Source organism: Nonomuraea sp. NPDC059023, assembly GCF_042740095.1.
In the GTDB taxonomy this organism is placed as follows: domain Bacteria; phylum Actinomycetota; class Actinomycetes; order Streptosporangiales; family Streptosporangiaceae; genus Nonomuraea.
Window position 1 is genome coordinate 209712 of record NZ_JBHYIO010000009.1, and the last position, 18387, is coordinate 228098.

The window sequence follows — 18387 nt, forward strand, 5'->3', positions numbered from 1 at the left end:
GGCAGCGTTAAAGCCCTACGGAGAAGAGGGTTCTGTCGGCGTGGTTGAGCGCCAGCCGTACCGCGCCCACCACGATCGACTCGCGGCCCAGCTCGGAGGCGACCACCTTGGGCGGGTAGAGGCAGACCCGGTCGAGATAGGCCTGGATCGGGCCGACCAGCAGCTCGCGGCCCCGCGCGAGCGCGCCGCCGATCACCACCATCTCGGGGTCGAGCGGGTTGACGATCGTGACCAGCCCCTCGCCCAGCTTCAGCGCGAACTGCTCCACCGCCTCCACCGCCGCGGGCTCCCCCGACCTGGCGCGCTCGAACGCGAACTCCGCCATGTCGCTCGGCGCCCTCAGCTCGCCCGGCTCGGCGGCCATCGCGTAGGCGATCACGCTCCCGAACGCCGACCAGTTGCCGTTCGGCTGCTCGCCCAGCTCGCCCGACGCCGCATGGGCGCCCCGGTACGGCACGCCGTCGATGAGCAGCCCGAGCGCCAGCCTGTTGCCGGTGAACAGGTAGACCACGTCCCGGCACTCCTGCGCCACACCCCGCCAGTGCTCGGCCAGGACGGCCAGGCGCATGTCGTTCTCCACCAGAAGCGGCGCGGACAGGGCCTTGCGCAGCTCCGCCTGCAGTTCGAGACCGGTCCAGTCGCGCAGCCTGACGCTCTTGACCACGCGCCCCTCGCCGTCGACCACACCCGTGGTCCCGACCCCGACCGCCGCCAGATCCCCGGCCGTCAGCCCGAGATCGGCCGCGCTCTCCTCCACCAGCTTGACGACGGCGGCCATGCGCTCGCCCGCGTCCACCTCGCGCGGCACCCCGGCCGAGCGCGAACCGACCACGTTCCCCTTGAGGTCTGCGGTCATGGCCCGGATCGTGGAGCCGCCGATCCCGATCCCCACCACATGCCTGGCCGCCGCCCGGAACCGATAGCGCCGCGCGGGGCGTCCCCGCTGCCGGTCGCCCAGCTCTTCCTCGCACTCCTCCGCCCAGCCTTCGGCCAGGAGTTCCTCCACGATCGCCTCGGCCGTCGGCCTGGACACCTTCGCCGCCTTGGCCAGCTCGGTGAGCGTGACGTCGTCGCCGGCCCGCAGGATCCGCAGGATCGCCGCCGAGTTGAGCCTGCGCAGAAGGGAGGCGTCACCGCTCTGCTGTACCACCTGACCTCCACCCTTCTGGTTGAACGAACAGTCTACTTAGCCAACCTTGTTACGTAATCACAACCCGGCACCACCACCCCAACCGTTTGTTGTCAACCCCACCCACCTCCGCTCCCCTGGCCAACCCCGCACCCTCGACCCACCGGCTCCGGCACCGCGTGCAGCCGGAAGACCACCGGGCGACCGGCATCGCTTGCCCGGCGCGGGAAGACCACGGTGTGGCCCACCCGCGAGGGAAGACCGCGGAGCGTCCGGCACCGGAGAGCCGCCACCGCCCCGCCCGGCAGCGGCGTCGCCGGGCGGGTGAACACGTGGCGACACCCCCGGGAGCCCCTCGGGCCGGCGGCGAGCCTGTGGGGCGGTCTGCCCAGGGGCCGCGGCTTCCGGGGGCTCCCCGCTGAGGGCCTTGGGGTGGTGGGTGAGGGGCGACACGCCAGGGATCGCTGAGGGGGTGGGGTGGGGGAATGGGGGGGTCTGGCAGGGGCGTGAAGGTTCTCTGTTGGGGGAGTTAAGGAAACCTCGATGGACATGCCCGAAGCCCGCCGGGCACAGTGCGTAAGGTTCAGACGAGGGGGTTGGTTGCCATGAAGGCGCTGGTCAAGGAGCGGCCCGAAGAGGGGCTGTGGCTTAGGGACGTGCCGGAGCCGACGGTGGGGCCGGGTGAGGTGCTGATCAAGGTGCTGCGTACCGGCATCTGCGGCACCGACCTGCATATCCGGAAATATGATGACTGGGCCAGGCACACCCTTGATCTGCCGCTCATCGTGGGGCACGAGTTCAGCGGGACCGTGGTCGAGGTCGCGGCCGGGGTCGAGGACATCAAGGTCGGGGATCTGGTCAGCGGCGAGGGACACCTCGTGTGCGGGAAGTGCCGCAACTGCATGGCCGGGCGCCGCCACCTGTGCCGCAACACGATCGGGCTGGGGGTCAACCGCGACGGCGCCTTCGCCGAGTACGTGTCGATCCCGGCCTCCAACGTCTGGGTGCACCGGGTGCCGGTCGATCCCGACATCGCGGCCATCTTCGATCCGTTCGGCAACGCCGTACACACGGCGCTGTCCTTTCCGCTCGTCGGCGAGGATGTGCTGATCACTGGCGCCGGGCCCATCGGGCTCATGGCCGCCGCGGTCGCCACGCACGTCGGCGCGCGCAACGTCGTGATCACCGACGTCAGCCCGGAACGGCTTGATCTGGCGGAGAAGCTCGGGGTGACGCTCGCGCTGGACGTCGCGCGGACGCCTATCGCCGACGGGATGAAGCAGCTGGGGATGCGGGAGGGGTTCGACGTCGGGCTGGAGATGTCCGGCAACCCGCGGGCCATGCGGGAGATGATCGCCACGATGACCCACGGCGGGAAGATCGCGATGCTGGGACTTCCGGCGGAGGAGTTCGCGATCGACTGGTCCACGGTGGTGACGTCGATGCTCACCATCAAGGGCATCTACGGCCGCGAGATGTTCGAGACCTGGTACAACATGTCGGTCCTGCTGGAGAAGGGCCTCGACCTCTCCCCCGTGATCACCGACCGCTTCGGCTACCGCGACTTCGACGCCGCCTTCGACACCGCCGCCAGTGGCCGTACCGGCAAGGTCATTCTCGACTGGGAGTGAAACGCCGCCCGCCGTACCAGATCTTGGAGGTTTGATGTTTTCCACCGTCCGCGACCAGCTCCGTGAGACGCTCGACGAGATCACCGAGGCCGGGCTGCACAAGCCCGAGCGGGTGATCAGCACCCCGCAGAACTCCCACGTACGCGTGGGCGAGGCCGAGGTCCTGAACTTCTGTGCCAACAACTACCTCGGCCTGGCCGACAATCCCGAGGTCGTCGCGGCGGCGCGGGAGGCGCTGGAGCGGTGGGGGTTCGGGATGGCGTCGGTGCGGTTCATCTGCGGGACGCAGGAGGTGCACAAGGAGCTGGAAGGCCGCCTGTCGGAATTCCTGGGCATGGAGGACACGGTCCTCTACAGCTCGTGTTTCGACGCCAACGGCGGTGTGTTCGAGACGCTGCTCGACGCGCAGGACGCGGTGATCTCCGACGCGCTGAACCACGCGAGCATCATCGACGGCATCCGGCTGTCGAAGGCCAGGCGCCTGCGCTACGCCAACCGGGACATGGGCGAGCTGGAGTCGCGGCTCAAGGAGGCCTCGGACGCGCGGCGGCGGCTGATCGTCACCGACGGCGTGTTCTCCATGGACGGATATCTCGCGCCGTTGCAGGAGATCTGTGATCTGGCGGACCGGTATGACGCGATGGTCATGGTCGACGACTCGCACGCCGTCGGCTTCGTCGGCCCCACCGGCCGCGGTACGCCGGAGCTGCACGGCGTCACCGACCGGGTCGACATCATCACCGGCACGCTGGGCAAGGCGCTCGGCGGCGCCAGCGGCGGCTACGTCGCGGCCCGCAAGGAGATCTGCGAGCTGCTGCGGCAGCGGTCGCGGCCGTACCTGTTCTCCAACTCGCTGGCGCCGGTCATCGCCGCCGCGTCCCTGCGCATCCTCGACCTGCTGGAGACCTCCAACGACGCCCGCGACCAGCTACGCGCCAACACCGCGCGCTTCCGTGAGCGGATGACCGAGGCCGGGTTCGACATCCTGCCCGGCGACCACCCCATCGCGCCGGTCATGATCGGCGACGCGGCCGAGGCGGGAGCCATGGCCGAGCGGCTGCTGGAGCTGGGCATCTACGTGATCGGCTTCTCCTACCCTGTGGTGCCGCACGGGCAGGCGCGCATCCGCGTGCAGCTTTCGGCGGCCCATTCCACCGAGGACGTCGACCGCGCCGTCGACGCGTTCATCACGGCACGCAACGGATAGACCCTATGCTCGGCCGCGTGATAGAGACGCGGCGCCTGCGCACGCTCCGCGCGGTGGCCGACCACGGTACGGTCACCGCCGCGGCGGCGGCGCTCCACCTCACGCCGTCGGCGGTGTCCCAGCAGCTCGGCGCGCTGGAGCACGAGGTCGGGCACCGGCTGTTCATCCGCGACGGCCGCGGCGTACGGCTCACCGCGGTCGGCCGCATCATGCTGGCCCACGCCAACGAGGTCCTGGCCCAGCTCGAACGCGCGGAAGCCGAGGTGGCCGCCTACACGACCGGCGCGGCCGGAGAGGTCACCGTGGCCTCGTTCGCCACCGCGATCGCCGCCCTCCTGGCCCCCGCCGTACGCACGCTGCGCACGACCTCCCCCGGCCTGGACGTGCGCGTACGCGACGCGGAGGGCGACCACAGCCTCACCATGCTCCTGGACGGCGAAGCGGACCTGGCCATCGCCGTCGAGTACCGGGGCGCACCGGCCGACCAGCGACTGACCCGCGTCCCCCTGTACGCCGAGCCGTTCGACCTGGTCCTGCCCACGAGCCATCCCCTGGTGACGTCGGGCGGCGTCGCGCTGGCCGAGCTGGCGGCCGAGAGCTGGATCGGCCCTTACCCGGGCAACCCGGTGCACGACGTCATCGCCGTGGCCTGCGAGCAGGCCGGGTTCACCCCGGACTTCGCCCACTCCTCCGACGACTTCCGCGCGGTGGTGGCGCTGGTGGGGGCGGGTTCCGGGGTGGCGCTGGTGCCCCGGCTGGCGCTGCGGGACCTGGATCTCACCGGCGTGGTGGTGCGGGAGGCGCCGGGCCCGGAGCGCCGCGTGTTCGCCGCGGTCAGGAGGGGTGCGGAGCACCATCCGCTCCTGCGTCCCCTGCTGATCACCCTGGACGCCACGGCCACCGATCTCTTCCCGCACACCTGAAACAAGCCCACAAAGGCGGACATCTACCGATACGTAAGCTCCCCTATCGGAAGGACCCGCTCTGTGGGACCACCCGAGCCTCGCCGACGCTTCGAGGCGCTCTATCTCACCCATTACCCCGCCGTGGCCGCCTATGTGACCCGGCGTACCGCATCTCCCGACGACGCCGCCGACGTGATCTCCGAGACGTTCACGACGGCCTGGCGCCGCATCGACGACATCCCCTCCGGTGACGAGGCCCGATGGTGGCTGTACGGCACCGCCCGCCGCATCCTCGCCAACCACCACCGCGCCGAGTCCCGGCGCGAAGCCCTCGGCCTGCGCCTGCGCGCCGAGCTGGCCGTCTGGGCCGAGTCCCGCCCCGACCAGGCGCCCGACGTGGCCGCCGAGGCGTTCGCCCAGTTGTCGGAGCCGGACAGGGAACTGCTGTCCCTGGTCGGCTGGGAGGGCCTGACCAGCGCCGAGATCGCCAAGGTCGTCGGCGCCTCGCGCGGAGCCGTACGCCTGCGGCTGCATCGCGCCCGCAAGCGGCTGGCCGCCGCACTCGCGCAGGCCGACCTCGACCTCACCCGGTACGGCCCGCGCGCCGTAGCACTCGCGAAGGAGAGCCTGTGAGCACCGACATCGACCAGATCGTCACCCGGCTCGCCCCACCGGCAGGACCGGGCCTGACCGAGGGCGCGCACGACCTGATGAACGAGATCATGACCCTGTCCGCCGCCCCGGCGAAGTCCCGGGTGAGCAGGAAGCGGATCGTGCTGCCCGGGATCGCCACGGTGGCGGCCGGTGCGCTGGCCGCGGCCTGGTTCCTGGGCCCGGCGGCCCAGCCCGCCGCCGCCCTCGACATCCGGCGCGAAGGCGACCACTACGTGATCGAGGTCAAGGACCTGTATGCCGATCCGGGCAAGTACGAGGAGCAGTTGCGGGCGGCCGGGCTGAACATCTCGCTCCGGGTCATCCCGTCCTCCCCGGGAGGCGTGGGCCGGATCTTCCCCACCGCGAAGGACGGCCCCGAGCCGCGCTACCTGACCGAGTTCGAGCAGATCCAGGGCACCGGCGAGTGCCGCAAGGTCGACGGCTGCCCGATCGGCATCAAGATCCCGGTGAGCTACCGCGGCGCCGCCGACGTCACCCTGAGCCGCGAGGCCCGTCCCGGTGAGCCTGTCATGAGCAGCGGCAGCTTCGACGAACCTGATGAGCCGATGAACTGCGTGCCGTACATGAACAAGACCGTGGCCGAGGTACGCGAACTGCTCGCCCAGCGCGGCTGGAGCGTCGGCGCCTACCAGGTCCCGACCGGCGAGGAGGAGCCGGATGAGCGCGCTTCGGTGCCCGACGGCTGGTACGTCACCGGCGGTTACGTGACCCATGGCGGCAGGGTGGACCTTTTCACGGACTCCGAGCCGATGCCGCAGGAAGAGGCGGACGCCAGGCTGGTCCGACAGGAATGCTGAGAGCTTGACTAGCCCGACAAGTCATGAAATATAGGGAAGAAGATATATATCGGAACCCCGATATACCGGAGGTGTCGGCGTGGCGACCCAGGATCAGCGGCGGGCCGAGACCCGTACCCGGCTGATCGACGCCGCCGCCGACCTCTTCGCCAGAAAGGGGTTCCACGCCGTCTCCGCCGAAGCGGTGGCCGAAGCCGCCGACCGGACCACCGGCGCCCTCTACAACCACTTCGGCGGCAAGGAAGGCCTCCTGCTCGCCCTGCTGGAGGTGTGGAAGAACCAGACCGCGGCCGACCTGCTCGCCGGATTCGAGGAGATCACCGAACTCGACGACCGGCTGGCCGCCCTCTTCGACGTCCTCACCCGTGACGAACCGGATCGCGGTGCGGCATGGCTCCTTCTCGAACTGGAGCTGTGGCTGCACGGCGCGCGCGATCCCCACATCGGCGAACCGCTGGCCAGGCGCTACGCCGACATCCGTGCCCGACTTGCCGAGGGGCTGTCCGACTGGGCGGCGGCCGCGGGCGTACCACTCAGGCGATCCCCTGAGCAGACCGCCGTGGCCGTGCTCGGGTTACTGATCGGTTGCGCGGTACAGCACCGCCTCGACCCGCCCGCCGTGGAGCGGGCGGCCGTGGTGCTCGCCCTGCGCGACCTGCTCGGCTTCTGACCCCCTCATCCGGTACGGCACCGCCGTACCGGAAGCCAGGCCCCGAACCCGCGCCACAAGGGAGCCCGATGCGCATCGACCTGCTCGAGAACACCTGGGAACGCCACGTCCCCCACGACCAGTTCGCCTACCTGCGCCGCAACGCGCCCGTCTACTGGCACGACGTCCCCGGCGACACCGGCTTCTGGGCGGTCACCCGCTACCACGACGTGAAGGCCATCAGCCGCGACGCCAAGACGTGGTCCACCGAACTGGGCACCACGTTCATCAGGACGCAGACGCCCGAGTTCATCGAGATCGCCAAGCTGACCCTGCTCAACATGGACCCGCCGAAGCAGACCCGCTACCGGCGGCTGGTCAGCGCCGGGTTCACGCCGAAGATGATCGGCAAGCTGGCCGCGACCGTACAGGCGAGAGCCGAGCGGATCGCCGACGACGTGCTGGAACGCGGCGGCGAGGTCGAGTTCGTCACCGACGTCGCCGAGTATCTGCCGCTGCGGATGATCTGCGACCTCATCGGCGTCCCGGAGAGCGACCACCACCTGATCTTCGACTGGTCGAACCGCATGGTCGGCTTCCAGGACCCCGACTTCCGCACCAGCCCGGAGGACGGCGAGATCGCCGCGGCCGAGATCTTCGCCTACTGCGACGCCCTCGTGGACGAGCGCCGCACCAGGCCACGCGAGGACATCCTGACCGCGCTGGTCCAGGCCGAGGTGGACGGCGACCGGCTGACCAGGGAGGAGATCGACTCCTTCTTCGTCATCCTCTGTGTCGCGGGCAACGAGACCACCCGCAACCTCATCTCCCACGCCATGAAGGCCCTCATCGACCACCCCGCCGCCTACCGCGAACTGTCCGCCGGACTCGGCGACGAGGCGTTGTGGCGCAGCGCGACCGAGGAGTTCCTGCGCTGGGGCTCGTCCATCCACAACTTCCGCCGCACCGCCACCGCCGACACCGAGATCTCCGGCCGGCCGATCCGGGAAGGCGAAAAGGTCGTCACCTTCTACGCCTCCGCCAACCACGACGAGGCCGTCTTCCCCGACGCCCACCTCCTCGACCTGCGGCGCACACCCAACGACCACGTGACGTTCGGCGGCGGCGGCCCCCACTTCTGCCTCGGCGCCAACCTGGCCAGGCTGCAGATCACCTGCATGATCCGCGAACTCGTCCGCCGCTTCCCGGCCGCGGCCCACACGGGCCCGGTGCGTCGGATGCGCTCGGACTTCATCAACGGCATCAAACACATGCCCATCGCCTTCACCCCCCGCTAACCACCTCGACCCCCGGGGAAAGCCACCCCGCCACAATGCCCGGCCCAGTCACACAACCAGCCGGAGACCCCGAGACCCCTGTCACCGACCCTGGGCGGACTCGTGACGCGGGTCTCGGGGGGCCGAGGCGAGCCGCCCGCATAGCCCAGGCCGGGGCACCGCGATCCCGCCTCAGGCCACGCCGCGCCACAGCCCGTCACGATCCGGGCGCGGCGCCGAAGGGGCCACGCCGCGGCGCAGCCCGTCACGTGAGCCGGGTAGGGCCCGGTCACGTGGTCCGGGTGGGTGTCGTGTGCCGGGTGGGTGGCTTACTGGCGGGCTTGGGTCAGGGCGGTGGTGAAGGCGGTGTAGCGGTCGAGTTCGGTGATTACCGGGTCGAGGACGGCGGTCCTGGCCACCTCTCCCACCGCCGCGCGCAACGCCTTGGCGGTTCTGCGGGCCCGCCGCCGCCCGCCGATCCACGCCGCCACCCGGGACAACAACGCCACCAGCACCCCGGCCAGCGCGCCCCCCAGCAGGAGCACCGTAGGCCACGGCACCTCCAGCGCCGTGGGCGTCGGCGGCTCGGGCAGCCGCAGGTAGCCGAGCCCGAAGAGAACGCCCAGCCACAACGCCCCGGCCACCATCGCCGCGAACACCACCCACTGCACAAGGCCAACCGCCCGCCACCACCGAGGCCGCCGGGCGGCACTCAGCGATGTGGTGGAGACCGCCTTGTCCAGAGCGTCGGCCAGTTCCTCCGCCCGTGACCGCGCCGCCCGCCGCACCGAGGTGGCCCAAACCCCGGGCAACCCCTCGGCCGCGGCCTCGCCGACGTCCCTGATCGCCGTCTCCATCTGCGCCTTCTGCACACCAGAAGCCTCAGGCAGCGAAGTCTTCCCCACGATCTCGGCAGCGGCGGAAGACCCCCCGATCCGCAACCGGCGCAACGGGTCCGGCCGGAACCGCCGGACCCACCGGGTAACCGGCCACCCGGTCGCCACCACCGCCCGATGCCGATGCGCCTTCCCCACGGCGTCGACCACCAGCGGCACCCCGGCCGCGGTACTCAGCGCGCCGGTGAGCGCCTTGGACAACCCACCGGAAAGCCGCCCGGAAACCTCCACGACACCGGAGCCGCCGGCCACGGCCAGCGCGTCGGCGGCGGTGGCGACGTCGGCGGACAGGCGGCCGGCCCAGGAGAGCCGGGCCGCCACCTTCTCACCGAGCAACCCGCGGAGCTCAGGCAGCCCGGCCCCGGTGCGGGCGGACACCCCCAGCACCGGCACCCCGTCCAGACCGTCGTCAGCAAGGAGCCGCCGCAGGTCGGCGAGGCAGCGCGAGACGGCCGCGGGCGGTAGCCGGTCGATCTGGTTCAGGACCACGACCATCACCTCCCGATGCCTGGCCAGCGGCCTGAGGTAGCGCTCGTGCACCGCCGCGTCCGCGTACTTCTGCGGGTCCAGCACCCACACCAGCAGGTCGACCACCTCGACCAGCCGGTCCACCTCCAGCCGGTGACCGAGCTCGATGGAGTCGTGGTCGGGCAGATCGAGAAGGACGAGCCCGGCCAGCCCGGTGTCGGCGGCGACGGCGTGGCGGCGGGGGATCTCCAGCCAGTCGAGCAGCGGCCCGGCCCCGTCGCCGTCCCACAACGCGGCCTGGGCGGTGGAGGTGGTGGGGCGGGTGACGCCGACGGTGGCGAGTTCGGCGCCGGTCAGCTCGTTGAACAGCGACGACTTGCCGCTGCCCGTGGCTCCGGCGAGGGCGGCGACGGTGTGGTCGACGGACAGGCTCCGCCGTACGCCGGCCCGATGCGCGACCTCCCGGGCGGCGGCGACGACGTCGGCGGGCAGCCGTCCCCCGGCCAGGTCGGCCGCTTCCAGCAGGGCGTTGAGCCGATCGTCCAGGGACGGTCCGCGGCGCAGCAGTTTCACCCCTCCTCACCTCCGGCGGCGGGCAGGTCGTGGCGGTGGGCGGTGATGTCGGCGGCGGCGGTTCTGAGGGCGCCGGCCGTGTCGGGAGGGGGTTCTGCGTCGGCCAGGAGGCCGGTGAAGCGCGCGGACTCGGCGTCGAGCAGGGCCTGGACGCGGTCGCGGAGGTCCTCCCTGGCCTTGGTGGTCAGGGTACGGACCGCCTGGTCACCGAAGATGGCCTCCAGCAGTTTCTGCGACAGTACGCTCGTCCCTCCCGCGATCCCCACCTCGATCCCGGTCAGCCCTCCGGTGGAGGCGAACACCGCCAGCATCAGCAGCACCCCCGCCCCGTTGACGCCGAAGGAGGCGACCCGCGCGGTGGTCCGCTTGGCGGCGCCTTCCTGCCGCACCAGGTCGAGGACGTAGTCCTGCCAGCCGCGCACCGCCTTCTCCGCGGCGGCGCCCAGCGCGGAGGAGGCCCGTCCCAGCCTGGCGGCCTCGACCGCCCCGACCCGGTCGAGCAGGCCGGGGCCGCCGGGCGCCGCCGACCAGCCTTCGAGCGCCCGTTCCGCCGACCCGTCTGCGGCGCCCCTGATGAGCGCCTCGACGCCGCTCTCCAGGGCGTCGCGCAGCTGGATCGTGTGCGCCTTGCCGGTGAAGAAGCCGGCGATCCGGTCGCGCAGCCGGCCGACCCGGCTCTCCAGGGAGCGCATCAGGTCGCCGGTCCCGATGAAGTCCTGCCAGCGGGCCATCACCTCGCCGCGCAGCAGCGAACCGTCCCGCATGCCGGCGTCGAAGTCGGCCATGCCGCCCGCGTAGGCGGCGGTGACGATGGAGCGCAGGGCCGCGAAGCCCTCCTGCTGGCGTTCGACGGCGTCGGCGAGGGCCGGCACGCGGGCGGCCAGGCTGTCGAGCGCGCCGGAGAGCGTCTGGCGCACGATGCGGGAACGCTCGGCGGCGTCGGCGGCCAGTTCGGTGAGCCAGAAGACGATCGGGCGCACCGACTCCTGCGGCAGCCGGGCCTTCTCGTCGGGCAGTACGGCTTCCGGCACGGTGAAGAGCTTGGCCCCGGCGAGCCCGTTGACGTCGAGCAGGCGGGTCAGGTCGGCGGAGACCGCGGCCATGGCCTCGGGCGGGACCCGGTCGAGGACGACGGCGAGAGCCGTACTCCGGTCGCGGGCCGAGCGCAGGAAGCTCCAGGGCACCTCGTCGGCGTAGCGGGCGGCGGTCGTGACGAAGAGCCAGAGGTCGGCGGCGGCGAGAAGCTGGGCGGCGAGCTGCCGGTTGGCGGTGACGACGGAGTCGATGTCGGGCGCGTCGAGCAGCGCGAGGCCGGGGACCAGCGTGTCCACCGTCACCACGCGCAGCGCGCCGGGGCTGTCGCCGGTGGCGCGGGAGAGTCCGGGCAGCACGTTCTGGCCCATGAACCAGGCGTGGTCGGCGGGGCTGACCGCGAGCGTGGGCACGAGCGTGGTCGGCCGCAGCACGCCGGGCTCGGCGACGTCGGCGCCGGCCAGGGAGTTGACCAGCGTGGACTTGCCCGCGCCCGTGGAGCCGCCGACGACGGTCAGCAGCGGCGCGTCGATCGACCGCAGCCGCGGCAGCAGGTAGTCGTCGAGCTGGCCGGTCAGCTCCTTGAGCGCGAGCCGGTCGGCCGCCGCCTGCCCGATGGCGAGCGGGAAGAGCTCGCGGTCGAGACGGCGGCGCAGTGACTCTAACGCGCTCACCAGTTCCATAAGGACACGCTAACCGGCCGACGGCTCCCTCAGCACGTAACCGACGCTGCGCAGCGTGTGGATGAGCCGCGGCTCGGTGTCATCCATCTTCCGCCGCAGGTAGGACACATAGGACTCGACGACGCCGGTGTCGCCGCCGAAGTCGTAGCTCCACACGTGGTCGAGGATCTGTGCCTTGGACACGACCCGCCCGGCGTTGGACATGAAGTAGTGCAGCAGCTTGAACTCCGTGGGCGACAGGTGCACGCTCTGCCCGCCCCGCCACACCTCGCGGGTCTCCTCGTCGAGTTCGAGGTCGCCGACCTGCAGCCGCTTGGGCGGCGTGATCTCTCCCCTGGTACGGCGCAGCACCGCCCGGATCCTGGCCTGGACCTCTTCCAGCGAGAACGGCTTGGTCACGTAGTCGTCGCCCACGGCCAGCCCGGTGATCTTGTCGTCGGTGGCGTCCCTGGCGGTCAGGAACAGCACGGGCGCCTCGATCCGCCGCGCCACCTCGAACCCGTCGAGGTCGGGCAGCATCACGTCCAGCACGACGAGGTCGGGCGAGGAGCGCTCGGCGATCTCGACGGCTTCCCTGCCGTCGGCGGCGGTCAGCACCTCGAACCCGGCGTAGCGCAGGCTCTCGGAGAGCAGATCCCTGATGCTGGGCTCGTCGTCCACCACCATGATCAGGGCCTCTGGGGTACTCACAAGCCACAGGGTGCCCGAGCGACCTTAGGGAAAGCTGAAGGGTCACTCCAAGTCGAGTGGGAGTTCCACCCTGAAGACCGAGCCGGCGCCCGGCGTGCTGCTGACCAGCACGTTGCCGCCGTGCGCGTGCACGAGCGCGCGGACGATGGCCAGGCCGAGCCCGCTGCCCCGGTCCTCGCCGGAGCGGCGGGAACGGGCGGAGTCGGCCCGGTAGAAACGTTCGAAGACCCGCTCGACCTGCTCGGGCGTGAGCCCGGGGCCCTGGTCGGCCACCTCGACGAACGCCGTGCTCCGGCCCGCTCCCGCTCTGACGACGACCGGGGTGCCGGGTTCGGTGTGGTGCAGGGCGTTGGACATGAGGTTGGCGACGACCTGGCGCAGCCGTACCTCGTCGCCGGAGACGATCAGCGCGGCGTCGCCGACGACGTCGAGCTTGACGTTGCGGCCGGGCGCGAGGATGCGGGCGTCGTGCACGGCGTCGGCGGCCAGCGCGAGCATGTCCACGGGCCGCATCTGCAGCGGCCGCTGCTGGTCGACGCGGGCCAGCAGCAGCAGGTCGTCGACGAGCAGGCTCATGCGGCCGGCCGCCTTCTCCACGCGCCGCATCATCTCGGCAGGGTCGGCGCCGGGATTCTGCCTGGAGTACTCGGCGTAGCCGAGGATGGAGGTCAGCGGCGTGCGCAGTTCGTGGGAGGCGTCGCCGACGAACTGCCGCATGCGGTCCTCCGAGCTCCGGGCGGCGGCCTCGGAGGCGGAGCGGGCGGTGAAGGCGGACTCGATCTGGGCCAGCATGCCGTTGATCGCGGTGGCGAGCCTGCCGACCTCGGTGCGCGGGTCGCCGTCGGGCACGCGGCGGCTCAGCTCGCCTGCCGCGATGGCGCCGGCCGTACGCTCGATGACGCTGAGCGGGCGCAGGCTACGGCGCACGAGCGCGACGCCGACCACGGCGAGGATCAGCAGGATGCCGCCGCCGCCGAGCGACTCGATCAGCACCAGGCGGCGGGTGATGTCGCGGACCTCGGACAGGTCGACGGCGACGGTCGCCTCGCCGTAGGGGCTGTTGGTGCGCAGCACCCGCCACTCGCCGTCGCCGCTGGTCGCCCGCACGGTGACGGGCGCGCCCACGACCGCCGTCGGCCCCGGCTTGGACTTCAGGTCGACTTCCCTGACATTGGTGTACGGCGGCGCCAGCCGCCCATCAGGCCGCCGGACCATGACGATCGTGTCGGACTCGATGAGCAGGCCCTTGCGCGCCTTGTCCAGCTGGTCGTGCCGGAGCTTGTTCTGAACCCGCTGGCTGAGCAGGACGATCTGGCCGTCGACCCGGTCGATGAGGTAGCGGTGCAGCACCGAGACGCTGATCACGCCGATGAACGTCAGCCCGAGCCCGAGCAGCGCGAGCATCGCGGCGATCAGCTTTATCCTCAGTGGCAGCCCGCGCATCAGGGCCCCGGTGGCAGACGCAGGACGTAGCCGACCCCGCGCAGGGTGTGGATGAGCCGCGGGTTGCCCTTGTCGATCTTGCGCCGGAGCACCGACACGTACGACTCCACGATGCCGACCTCGCCCCTGAAGTCGTAGTCCCAGACGTGGTCGAGGATCTGCGGCTTGGACAGCACCCGTCCGGCGTTGGTCATGAAGTAGTGCAGCAGCTTGAACTCCGTCGGCGACAGCGGCACCAGCCGCCCGCCGCGCCACACCTCGTGGCTCTCCTCGTCGAGTTCGATGTCGGCGAAGGTGAGCCGCGGCGGCGGCGACTGCGCGCTGGTACGGCGGAGCACCGCGTGGATGCGCGCGATCACCTCTTCGAGGCTGAACGGCTTGGTCACGTAGTCGTCGCCGCCGAGGGTCAGCCCGCGGATCTTGTCCTCGGTGCCGTCACGCGCCGTCAGGAAGACGACCGGAGTGGCCGCGCCGCCGCTCCGCAGCCGTTTCACCACGTCGAAGCCATCCATGTCGGGCAGCATGACGTCGAGCACGATGAGGTCGGGGCGGTGCCGTTGCACGGCGGCGACCGCCTCGTGGCCGCCCTTGGCGGTCATGACGTCGAAGCCCGCGAACTTCAGGCTGGCGGCGAGGAGGTCGAGGATGTTGGGGTCGTCCTCGACGATCAGCAGGCGTGATTCCATCACCCCTAAGGATGCACTCAGCTGATGGGTGCTGGAACAACTCCCGCGATATGCCGCGCAATGGCCAGACTCGACGTGGCCGCAGGAGACGGTGCATTACGCACCAAAACCACTCTTCCATGGACATCGATCACGAAGTCATCGACCAGCGCGCCGTCCCGTGCGACGGCCTGGGCACGGACGCCGCCGTGCGCACGCTCCAGGTCGGCGGCGGTCAGCGCGGGGACGTACCGGCGGGCGGCGTCGAGGAACGCCTGCTTGACCAGCGAGCCGTAGACCTCCTTGACGCCGGTGCGCCAGTGTTTCCTGGCCATGCGCAGGGTGCCCGGCCAGGTGAGGATGCGCCGGGCGTCGCGGACGTCGCGCCACGTGTAGCCCTCGTAGGCCAGGGCCAGCACGGCGTTCGGGCCGACGAGGACCTCACCGTCGATGTGCCGGGTCAGGTGGACGCCGAGGAACGGGTACCTGGGGTCGGGAACCGGGTAGATCAGGCCTCTGACCAGGTCCTTGGCCGATCCGGCCAGCGCGTAGTACTCGCCGCGGAAGGGGACGATGCGCACGTCGCCCCGCCGGCCGGCCATGGCGGCCACCGCGTCGGTGCCGAGCCCCGCGCACACCACCAGGCGGTCGAAGGCGAAGACGCGCCTGGCGGCCAGGACCTCGACCTTTCCGGCCCGTTCCCTGATGGCTTTGACGGGGTGCGCCAGCCGTACCGAACCTCCTTGTTCGGCCACGTCCTGGGCGAGGCGGCGGGCGACGGCGGGGAAGTCGGCGATCGCGGTGTGCGGCGAGTGGATCGCGGCCACCCCGACCGCGTGCGGCTCGATCTCGCGCAGCGCGAGCGCGTCGAGCTCGGTGATGCCGGGCACGCCGTTCTCCCTGGCGCGGGCCGCCAGCGCGGCCAGCCCCGGCCGCTCGTGCCGGCCCGCCGCCACGACAAGCTTCCCGACCTCCTCGTACGGCAGGCCGTGCTCGACGCAGTAGGCCCGGAGCATGGCCACGCCCTCGCGGCAGAGCCGGGCCTTGAGCGAACCCGGCGGGTAGTAGATGCCCGCGTGCACGACGCCGCTGTTGTGGCCGGTCTGGTGGACGCCCACCTGGTGCTCCTTGTCGAGCACGGTGACCTCGGCGCCCCTGACCAGGGCGAGCTCTCTGGCCACCGCCAGGCCCAGGATGCCGGCGCCGACGACCCCAATCTTCTCCGTCACGGGGCTAGTCTGCCGATTCTTCGGACGTTCAGGTGGCCTTCGGCCGACAGCCAGCGCAATGTATCCGAAACGGTGTCTTCCACCGGGCGGAGGGTGACGCCGAGTTCGTTCAGCGCGGGGCAGTCGTCGGTCGGGACCAGCGTGAGCATGAAGTCGGCGGCGTCGCGGGTGAGCGGGTAGGGCACGTGCCTGACGCGTTTGACGACGTCGAGGGCGGAGCCGGCGGTACGCAGGAGGGCGGCGGGGATCGGGAACCTGCGCGCCCTGCGGCCGGTGAGCCGCTCGCAGAGGTCGGCCAGCTGGCGCCAGGTCCGGAAATTTCCGCCGATCACGTAGCGCCGTGCGCCCTTTCCCGGCGTCATGCAGCGGGCGAGGAAGATCGCCAGATCGCGTACGTCCAGGACGGTGACCCCGCCGGGAATCATCGGCCAGCCCAACGCCACACCGGCGCGGAACCCCTCGTTGAGCGCGTCGACCGTCGGCTGGTGCGGGCCGGCGACGCCGCCCGGGTAGACGATCGTGACGCCGTCGAGGCCGCGGGCGTAGAGCTCGCCGCTCACCTTGGAACGGCCGTAGCCGTTGCGCGGGCCGGCCAGCGGGGTGTGCGCGGTGATGACGGGCTCGGCGGGCGGGACGAAGACGGCGATCGTGGAGACGTGGACGACCGGGTCCAGGCCCAGCTCCACGGCCTGGCCCAGGACGTTCTTCAGGCCGACGACATTGGCGCCGTCGAGGTCGGCGGCGTGGCCGGTGACGCCTATGTCGGCGGCGGCGTGGAGGACGGCCTCGCAGGTGGACAGGGCGGCGCGGACGGCTCCGGCGTCACGGATGTCGCCGACGTGGACGGGGAGGTCGGGGGCGACGTGGAGGCGGCGGAGGACCCGAGCCGCCTTTTCCGGATTTCTCACGAAAATGTGGGGTTCGTGGCCTTCGTCGAGGAGCGCGGCGACCGCGTACGAGCCGACGAATCCCGAGGCGCCGGTCACCAAGACACGCATGCTTCGCAAGCTAGCGCTTACTTGGTTATTCGTATAGACCTCACTTCCACGAACGATCACTCGAACATGAGTACGATGGCGGTATGTATGTCCCGCCCGAGTGGCCGGCCGAGGTCCGACCACCCAGCGTGCCCGACTGGGAGACCTCGGCCGTGGCCTGGTTGCTCGACGCCGTCCCGCCCGACTACCGGGCGCACGAGGTGCTGCGCCGCCACCCGATCGCGCTGGCCAGGATGGCGACCTACCACGTCAACTCGGCCATCGAAGCGGCCCGCACCGGTTATCGCGGCGCCGCCGTCGACCTGAAGGGGCACCTGCCGCCGCACGCGGTGGAGGCCGTCCTGGACGTGTACCGCGAGGAGGGCCCCCGCCTGGTCCGCCTGTCGCGCGCGATCGACGCGGTGGAACGGGCGCTGCGCGGCGAAACCTTCACCGCCACCCTCCGCCGGTCCCGCTGAGCGCGGGTCAGGAGGCGAACGAGTTCAGGGCGGACACGACCTCCGTCTGCATGGTCGGGCTGCCGGTGTGACCGGAGTCCTCCACCACGACCACCCGGGCATCCGTCCACACCTGGGCCAGTTGCCAGGCGTTCTCCAGCGGCGACCCCAGGTCGAAGCGCCCGTGGATCAGCACGCCCGGGATTCCGGCCAGCTTGGGCGCGTCCCGGAGCAGGGCGCCCTCCTCCAGCCAGGCGCCGTTGGAGAAGTAATGGGCGCAGATCCGGGCGAAGGTCAGCAGCGCCTCGGACGGGCGGTTGGAGTAGGCGTTCGGCTTGCCGTTCGGCTCCAGGGAGATGACCGAGTCCTCCCATGTCGTCCAGTCGATCGCGGCCTTGTCCCGCACACCGGGATCGGGGTCGGCCATGAGCCGTCCGTAGGCGGCCAGCAGTTCGGGCACGGTGCCGGAGGCGCCTTCCGGCGCGCCCGCGCGGAAGAGGGCGCGCTGGGCGGGGAAGAAGCGGCCGACGCCGTCGTACAGCCAGTCGATCTCGTAGCGGCGGGTCATGGTGACGCTCACGATGACGATCGCCGACACCCGCTCGGGGTGCGCCTGCGCGTAGGCGAGGATCAGCGTGGATCCCCACGAACCGCCGTACAGCAGCCACTGGTCCACGCCGAGGTGCTCGCGCAGCCGTTCTATGTCCGCGATGAGGTTCTGGGTGGTGTTGGCGGTCAGGTCCGTCGCGGGGTCGGCGGCGAGAGGACGGCTGCGCCCGCAGTTGCGCTGGTCGAACAGGATGATGTTGTACCGTTCCGGGTCGAACCCGCGGCGCATGTTCGGTGAGCATCCGGAGCCGGGGCCGCCGTGGACGACGAGCGCGGGCTTGCCGCCGGGGTTCCCGCAGGCCTCCCAGTACACGAGGTTGCCGTCACCGGTGTCGAGGTGGCCATGGTCATAGGGCTCGATCTCAGGGAACATCACCCCAAGATACAACAGCAC

Annotated in this window: 17 protein-coding genes; 8 read left to right on the forward strand and 9 right to left on the reverse strand. The window is 71.2% G+C overall.

Annotation, left to right across the window (positions count from 1 at the left end; translation table 11 throughout):
* Nucleotides 1-7 precede the first annotated feature (7 nt).
* A complete protein-coding gene (locus ACFWYW_RS17975) occupies nucleotides 8-1150 on the reverse strand; it encodes an ROK family transcriptional regulator (protein WP_379618330.1) in 1143 nt (380 codons plus the stop codon).
* A gap of 584 nt (nucleotides 1151-1734) precedes the next feature.
* On the opposite strand from ACFWYW_RS17975, the gene tdh reads away from it, so the two are divergent.
* The 7 genes from tdh (at nucleotide 1735) to ACFWYW_RS18010 (ending at nucleotide 8291) form a co-directional block, all read left to right on the forward strand.
* A complete protein-coding gene (gene tdh / locus ACFWYW_RS17980) occupies nucleotides 1735-2760 on the forward strand; it encodes an L-threonine 3-dehydrogenase (RefSeq protein WP_379618328.1) in 1026 nt (341 codons plus the stop codon).
* A 34-nt stretch (nucleotides 2761-2794) separates the two neighbouring features.
* Nucleotides 2795-3967 carry a glycine C-acetyltransferase gene (locus tag ACFWYW_RS17985; protein ID WP_379618326.1) on the forward strand — a complete coding sequence of 391 codons (1173 nt, stop codon included), beginning with the start codon at nucleotides 2795-2797 and terminating at the stop codon, nucleotides 3965-3967.
* 17 nt (nucleotides 3968-3984) lie between these two features.
* The gene (locus tag ACFWYW_RS17990) at nucleotides 3985-4890 is read left to right on the forward strand and encodes a LysR family transcriptional regulator (protein WP_379618324.1); all 906 of its coding nucleotides are present in this window, start codon (nucleotides 3985-3987) and stop codon (nucleotides 4888-4890) included.
* A gap of 63 nt (nucleotides 4891-4953) precedes the next feature.
* A complete protein-coding gene (locus tag ACFWYW_RS17995; RefSeq protein WP_379618322.1) occupies nucleotides 4954-5505 on the forward strand; it encodes an RNA polymerase sigma factor in 552 nt (183 codons plus the stop codon).
* Nucleotides 5502-6344 (forward strand): hypothetical protein, encoded by an 843-nt coding sequence (locus tag ACFWYW_RS18000; RefSeq protein ID WP_379618320.1) that lies wholly within the window; start codon nucleotides 5502-5504, stop codon nucleotides 6342-6344. Before ACFWYW_RS17995 ends, ACFWYW_RS18000 begins: the two co-directional genes overlap by 4 nt.
* Nucleotides 6345-6423: 79 nt before the next feature.
* The gene (locus ACFWYW_RS18005) at nucleotides 6424-7014 is read left to right on the forward strand and encodes a TetR/AcrR family transcriptional regulator (RefSeq protein ID WP_379618318.1); all 591 of its coding nucleotides are present in this window, start codon (nucleotides 6424-6426) and stop codon (nucleotides 7012-7014) included.
* A 68-nt stretch (nucleotides 7015-7082) separates the two neighbouring features.
* Complete coding sequence (locus ACFWYW_RS18010) at nucleotides 7083-8291, forward strand: cytochrome P450 (protein ID WP_379618316.1); 1209 nt, start codon at nucleotides 7083-7085, stop codon at nucleotides 8289-8291.
* 308 nt (nucleotides 8292-8599) lie between these two features.
* On the opposite strand, the gene ACFWYW_RS18015 is transcribed toward ACFWYW_RS18010, so the two are convergent.
* The 7 genes from ACFWYW_RS18015 to ACFWYW_RS18045 form a co-directional block, all read right to left on the reverse strand.
* Nucleotides 8600-10207, reverse strand: a complete 1608-nt coding sequence (locus tag ACFWYW_RS18015) for a GTPase (protein ID WP_379618314.1) — start codon at nucleotides 10205-10207, stop codon at nucleotides 8600-8602.
* A complete protein-coding gene (locus tag ACFWYW_RS18020; RefSeq protein WP_379618312.1) occupies nucleotides 10204-11922 on the reverse strand; it encodes an ABC transporter in 1719 nt (572 codons plus the stop codon). The genes ACFWYW_RS18015 and ACFWYW_RS18020 overlap by 4 nt, the downstream gene beginning before the upstream one ends.
* A 9-nt stretch (nucleotides 11923-11931) precedes the next feature.
* The gene (locus ACFWYW_RS18025; RefSeq protein WP_184972393.1) at nucleotides 11932-12588 is read right to left on the reverse strand and encodes a response regulator transcription factor; all 657 of its coding nucleotides are present in this window, start codon (nucleotides 12586-12588) and stop codon (nucleotides 11932-11934) included.
* A gap of 66 nt (nucleotides 12589-12654) precedes the next feature.
* The gene (locus ACFWYW_RS18030; protein WP_379618310.1) at nucleotides 12655-14055 is read right to left on the reverse strand and encodes a sensor histidine kinase; all 1401 of its coding nucleotides are present in this window, start codon (nucleotides 14053-14055) and stop codon (nucleotides 12655-12657) included.
* Nucleotides 14055-14741, reverse strand: coding sequence for a response regulator transcription factor (locus ACFWYW_RS18035; protein ID WP_379618308.1), 687 nt, complete (start codon nucleotides 14739-14741; stop codon nucleotides 14055-14057). Before ACFWYW_RS18035 ends, ACFWYW_RS18030 begins: the two co-directional genes overlap by 1 nt.
* Nucleotides 14742-14758: 17 nt before the next feature.
* Nucleotides 14759-15949 carry an L-2-hydroxyglutarate oxidase gene (lhgO, locus tag ACFWYW_RS18040; protein WP_379618306.1) on the reverse strand — a complete coding sequence of 397 codons (1191 nt, stop codon included), beginning with the start codon at nucleotides 15947-15949 and terminating at the stop codon, nucleotides 14759-14761.
* Nucleotides 15946-16947, reverse strand: a complete 1002-nt coding sequence (locus tag ACFWYW_RS18045; RefSeq protein ID WP_379618304.1) for an NAD-dependent epimerase/dehydratase family protein — start codon at nucleotides 16945-16947, stop codon at nucleotides 15946-15948. Before ACFWYW_RS18045 ends, lhgO begins: the two co-directional genes overlap by 4 nt.
* A gap of 83 nt (nucleotides 16948-17030) precedes the next feature.
* On the opposite strand from ACFWYW_RS18045, the gene ACFWYW_RS18050 reads away from it, so the two are divergent.
* A complete protein-coding gene (locus ACFWYW_RS18050) occupies nucleotides 17031-17405 on the forward strand; it encodes a hypothetical protein (RefSeq protein ID WP_379618302.1) in 375 nt (124 codons plus the stop codon).
* 7 nt (nucleotides 17406-17412) lie between these two features.
* Here the strand turns inward: ACFWYW_RS18050 and pip are convergent, their stop codons facing one another.
* A complete protein-coding gene (pip, locus tag ACFWYW_RS18055; RefSeq protein WP_379618300.1) occupies nucleotides 17413-18366 on the reverse strand; it encodes a prolyl aminopeptidase in 954 nt (317 codons plus the stop codon).
* Between the last annotated feature and the right edge of the window lie 21 nt (nucleotides 18367-18387).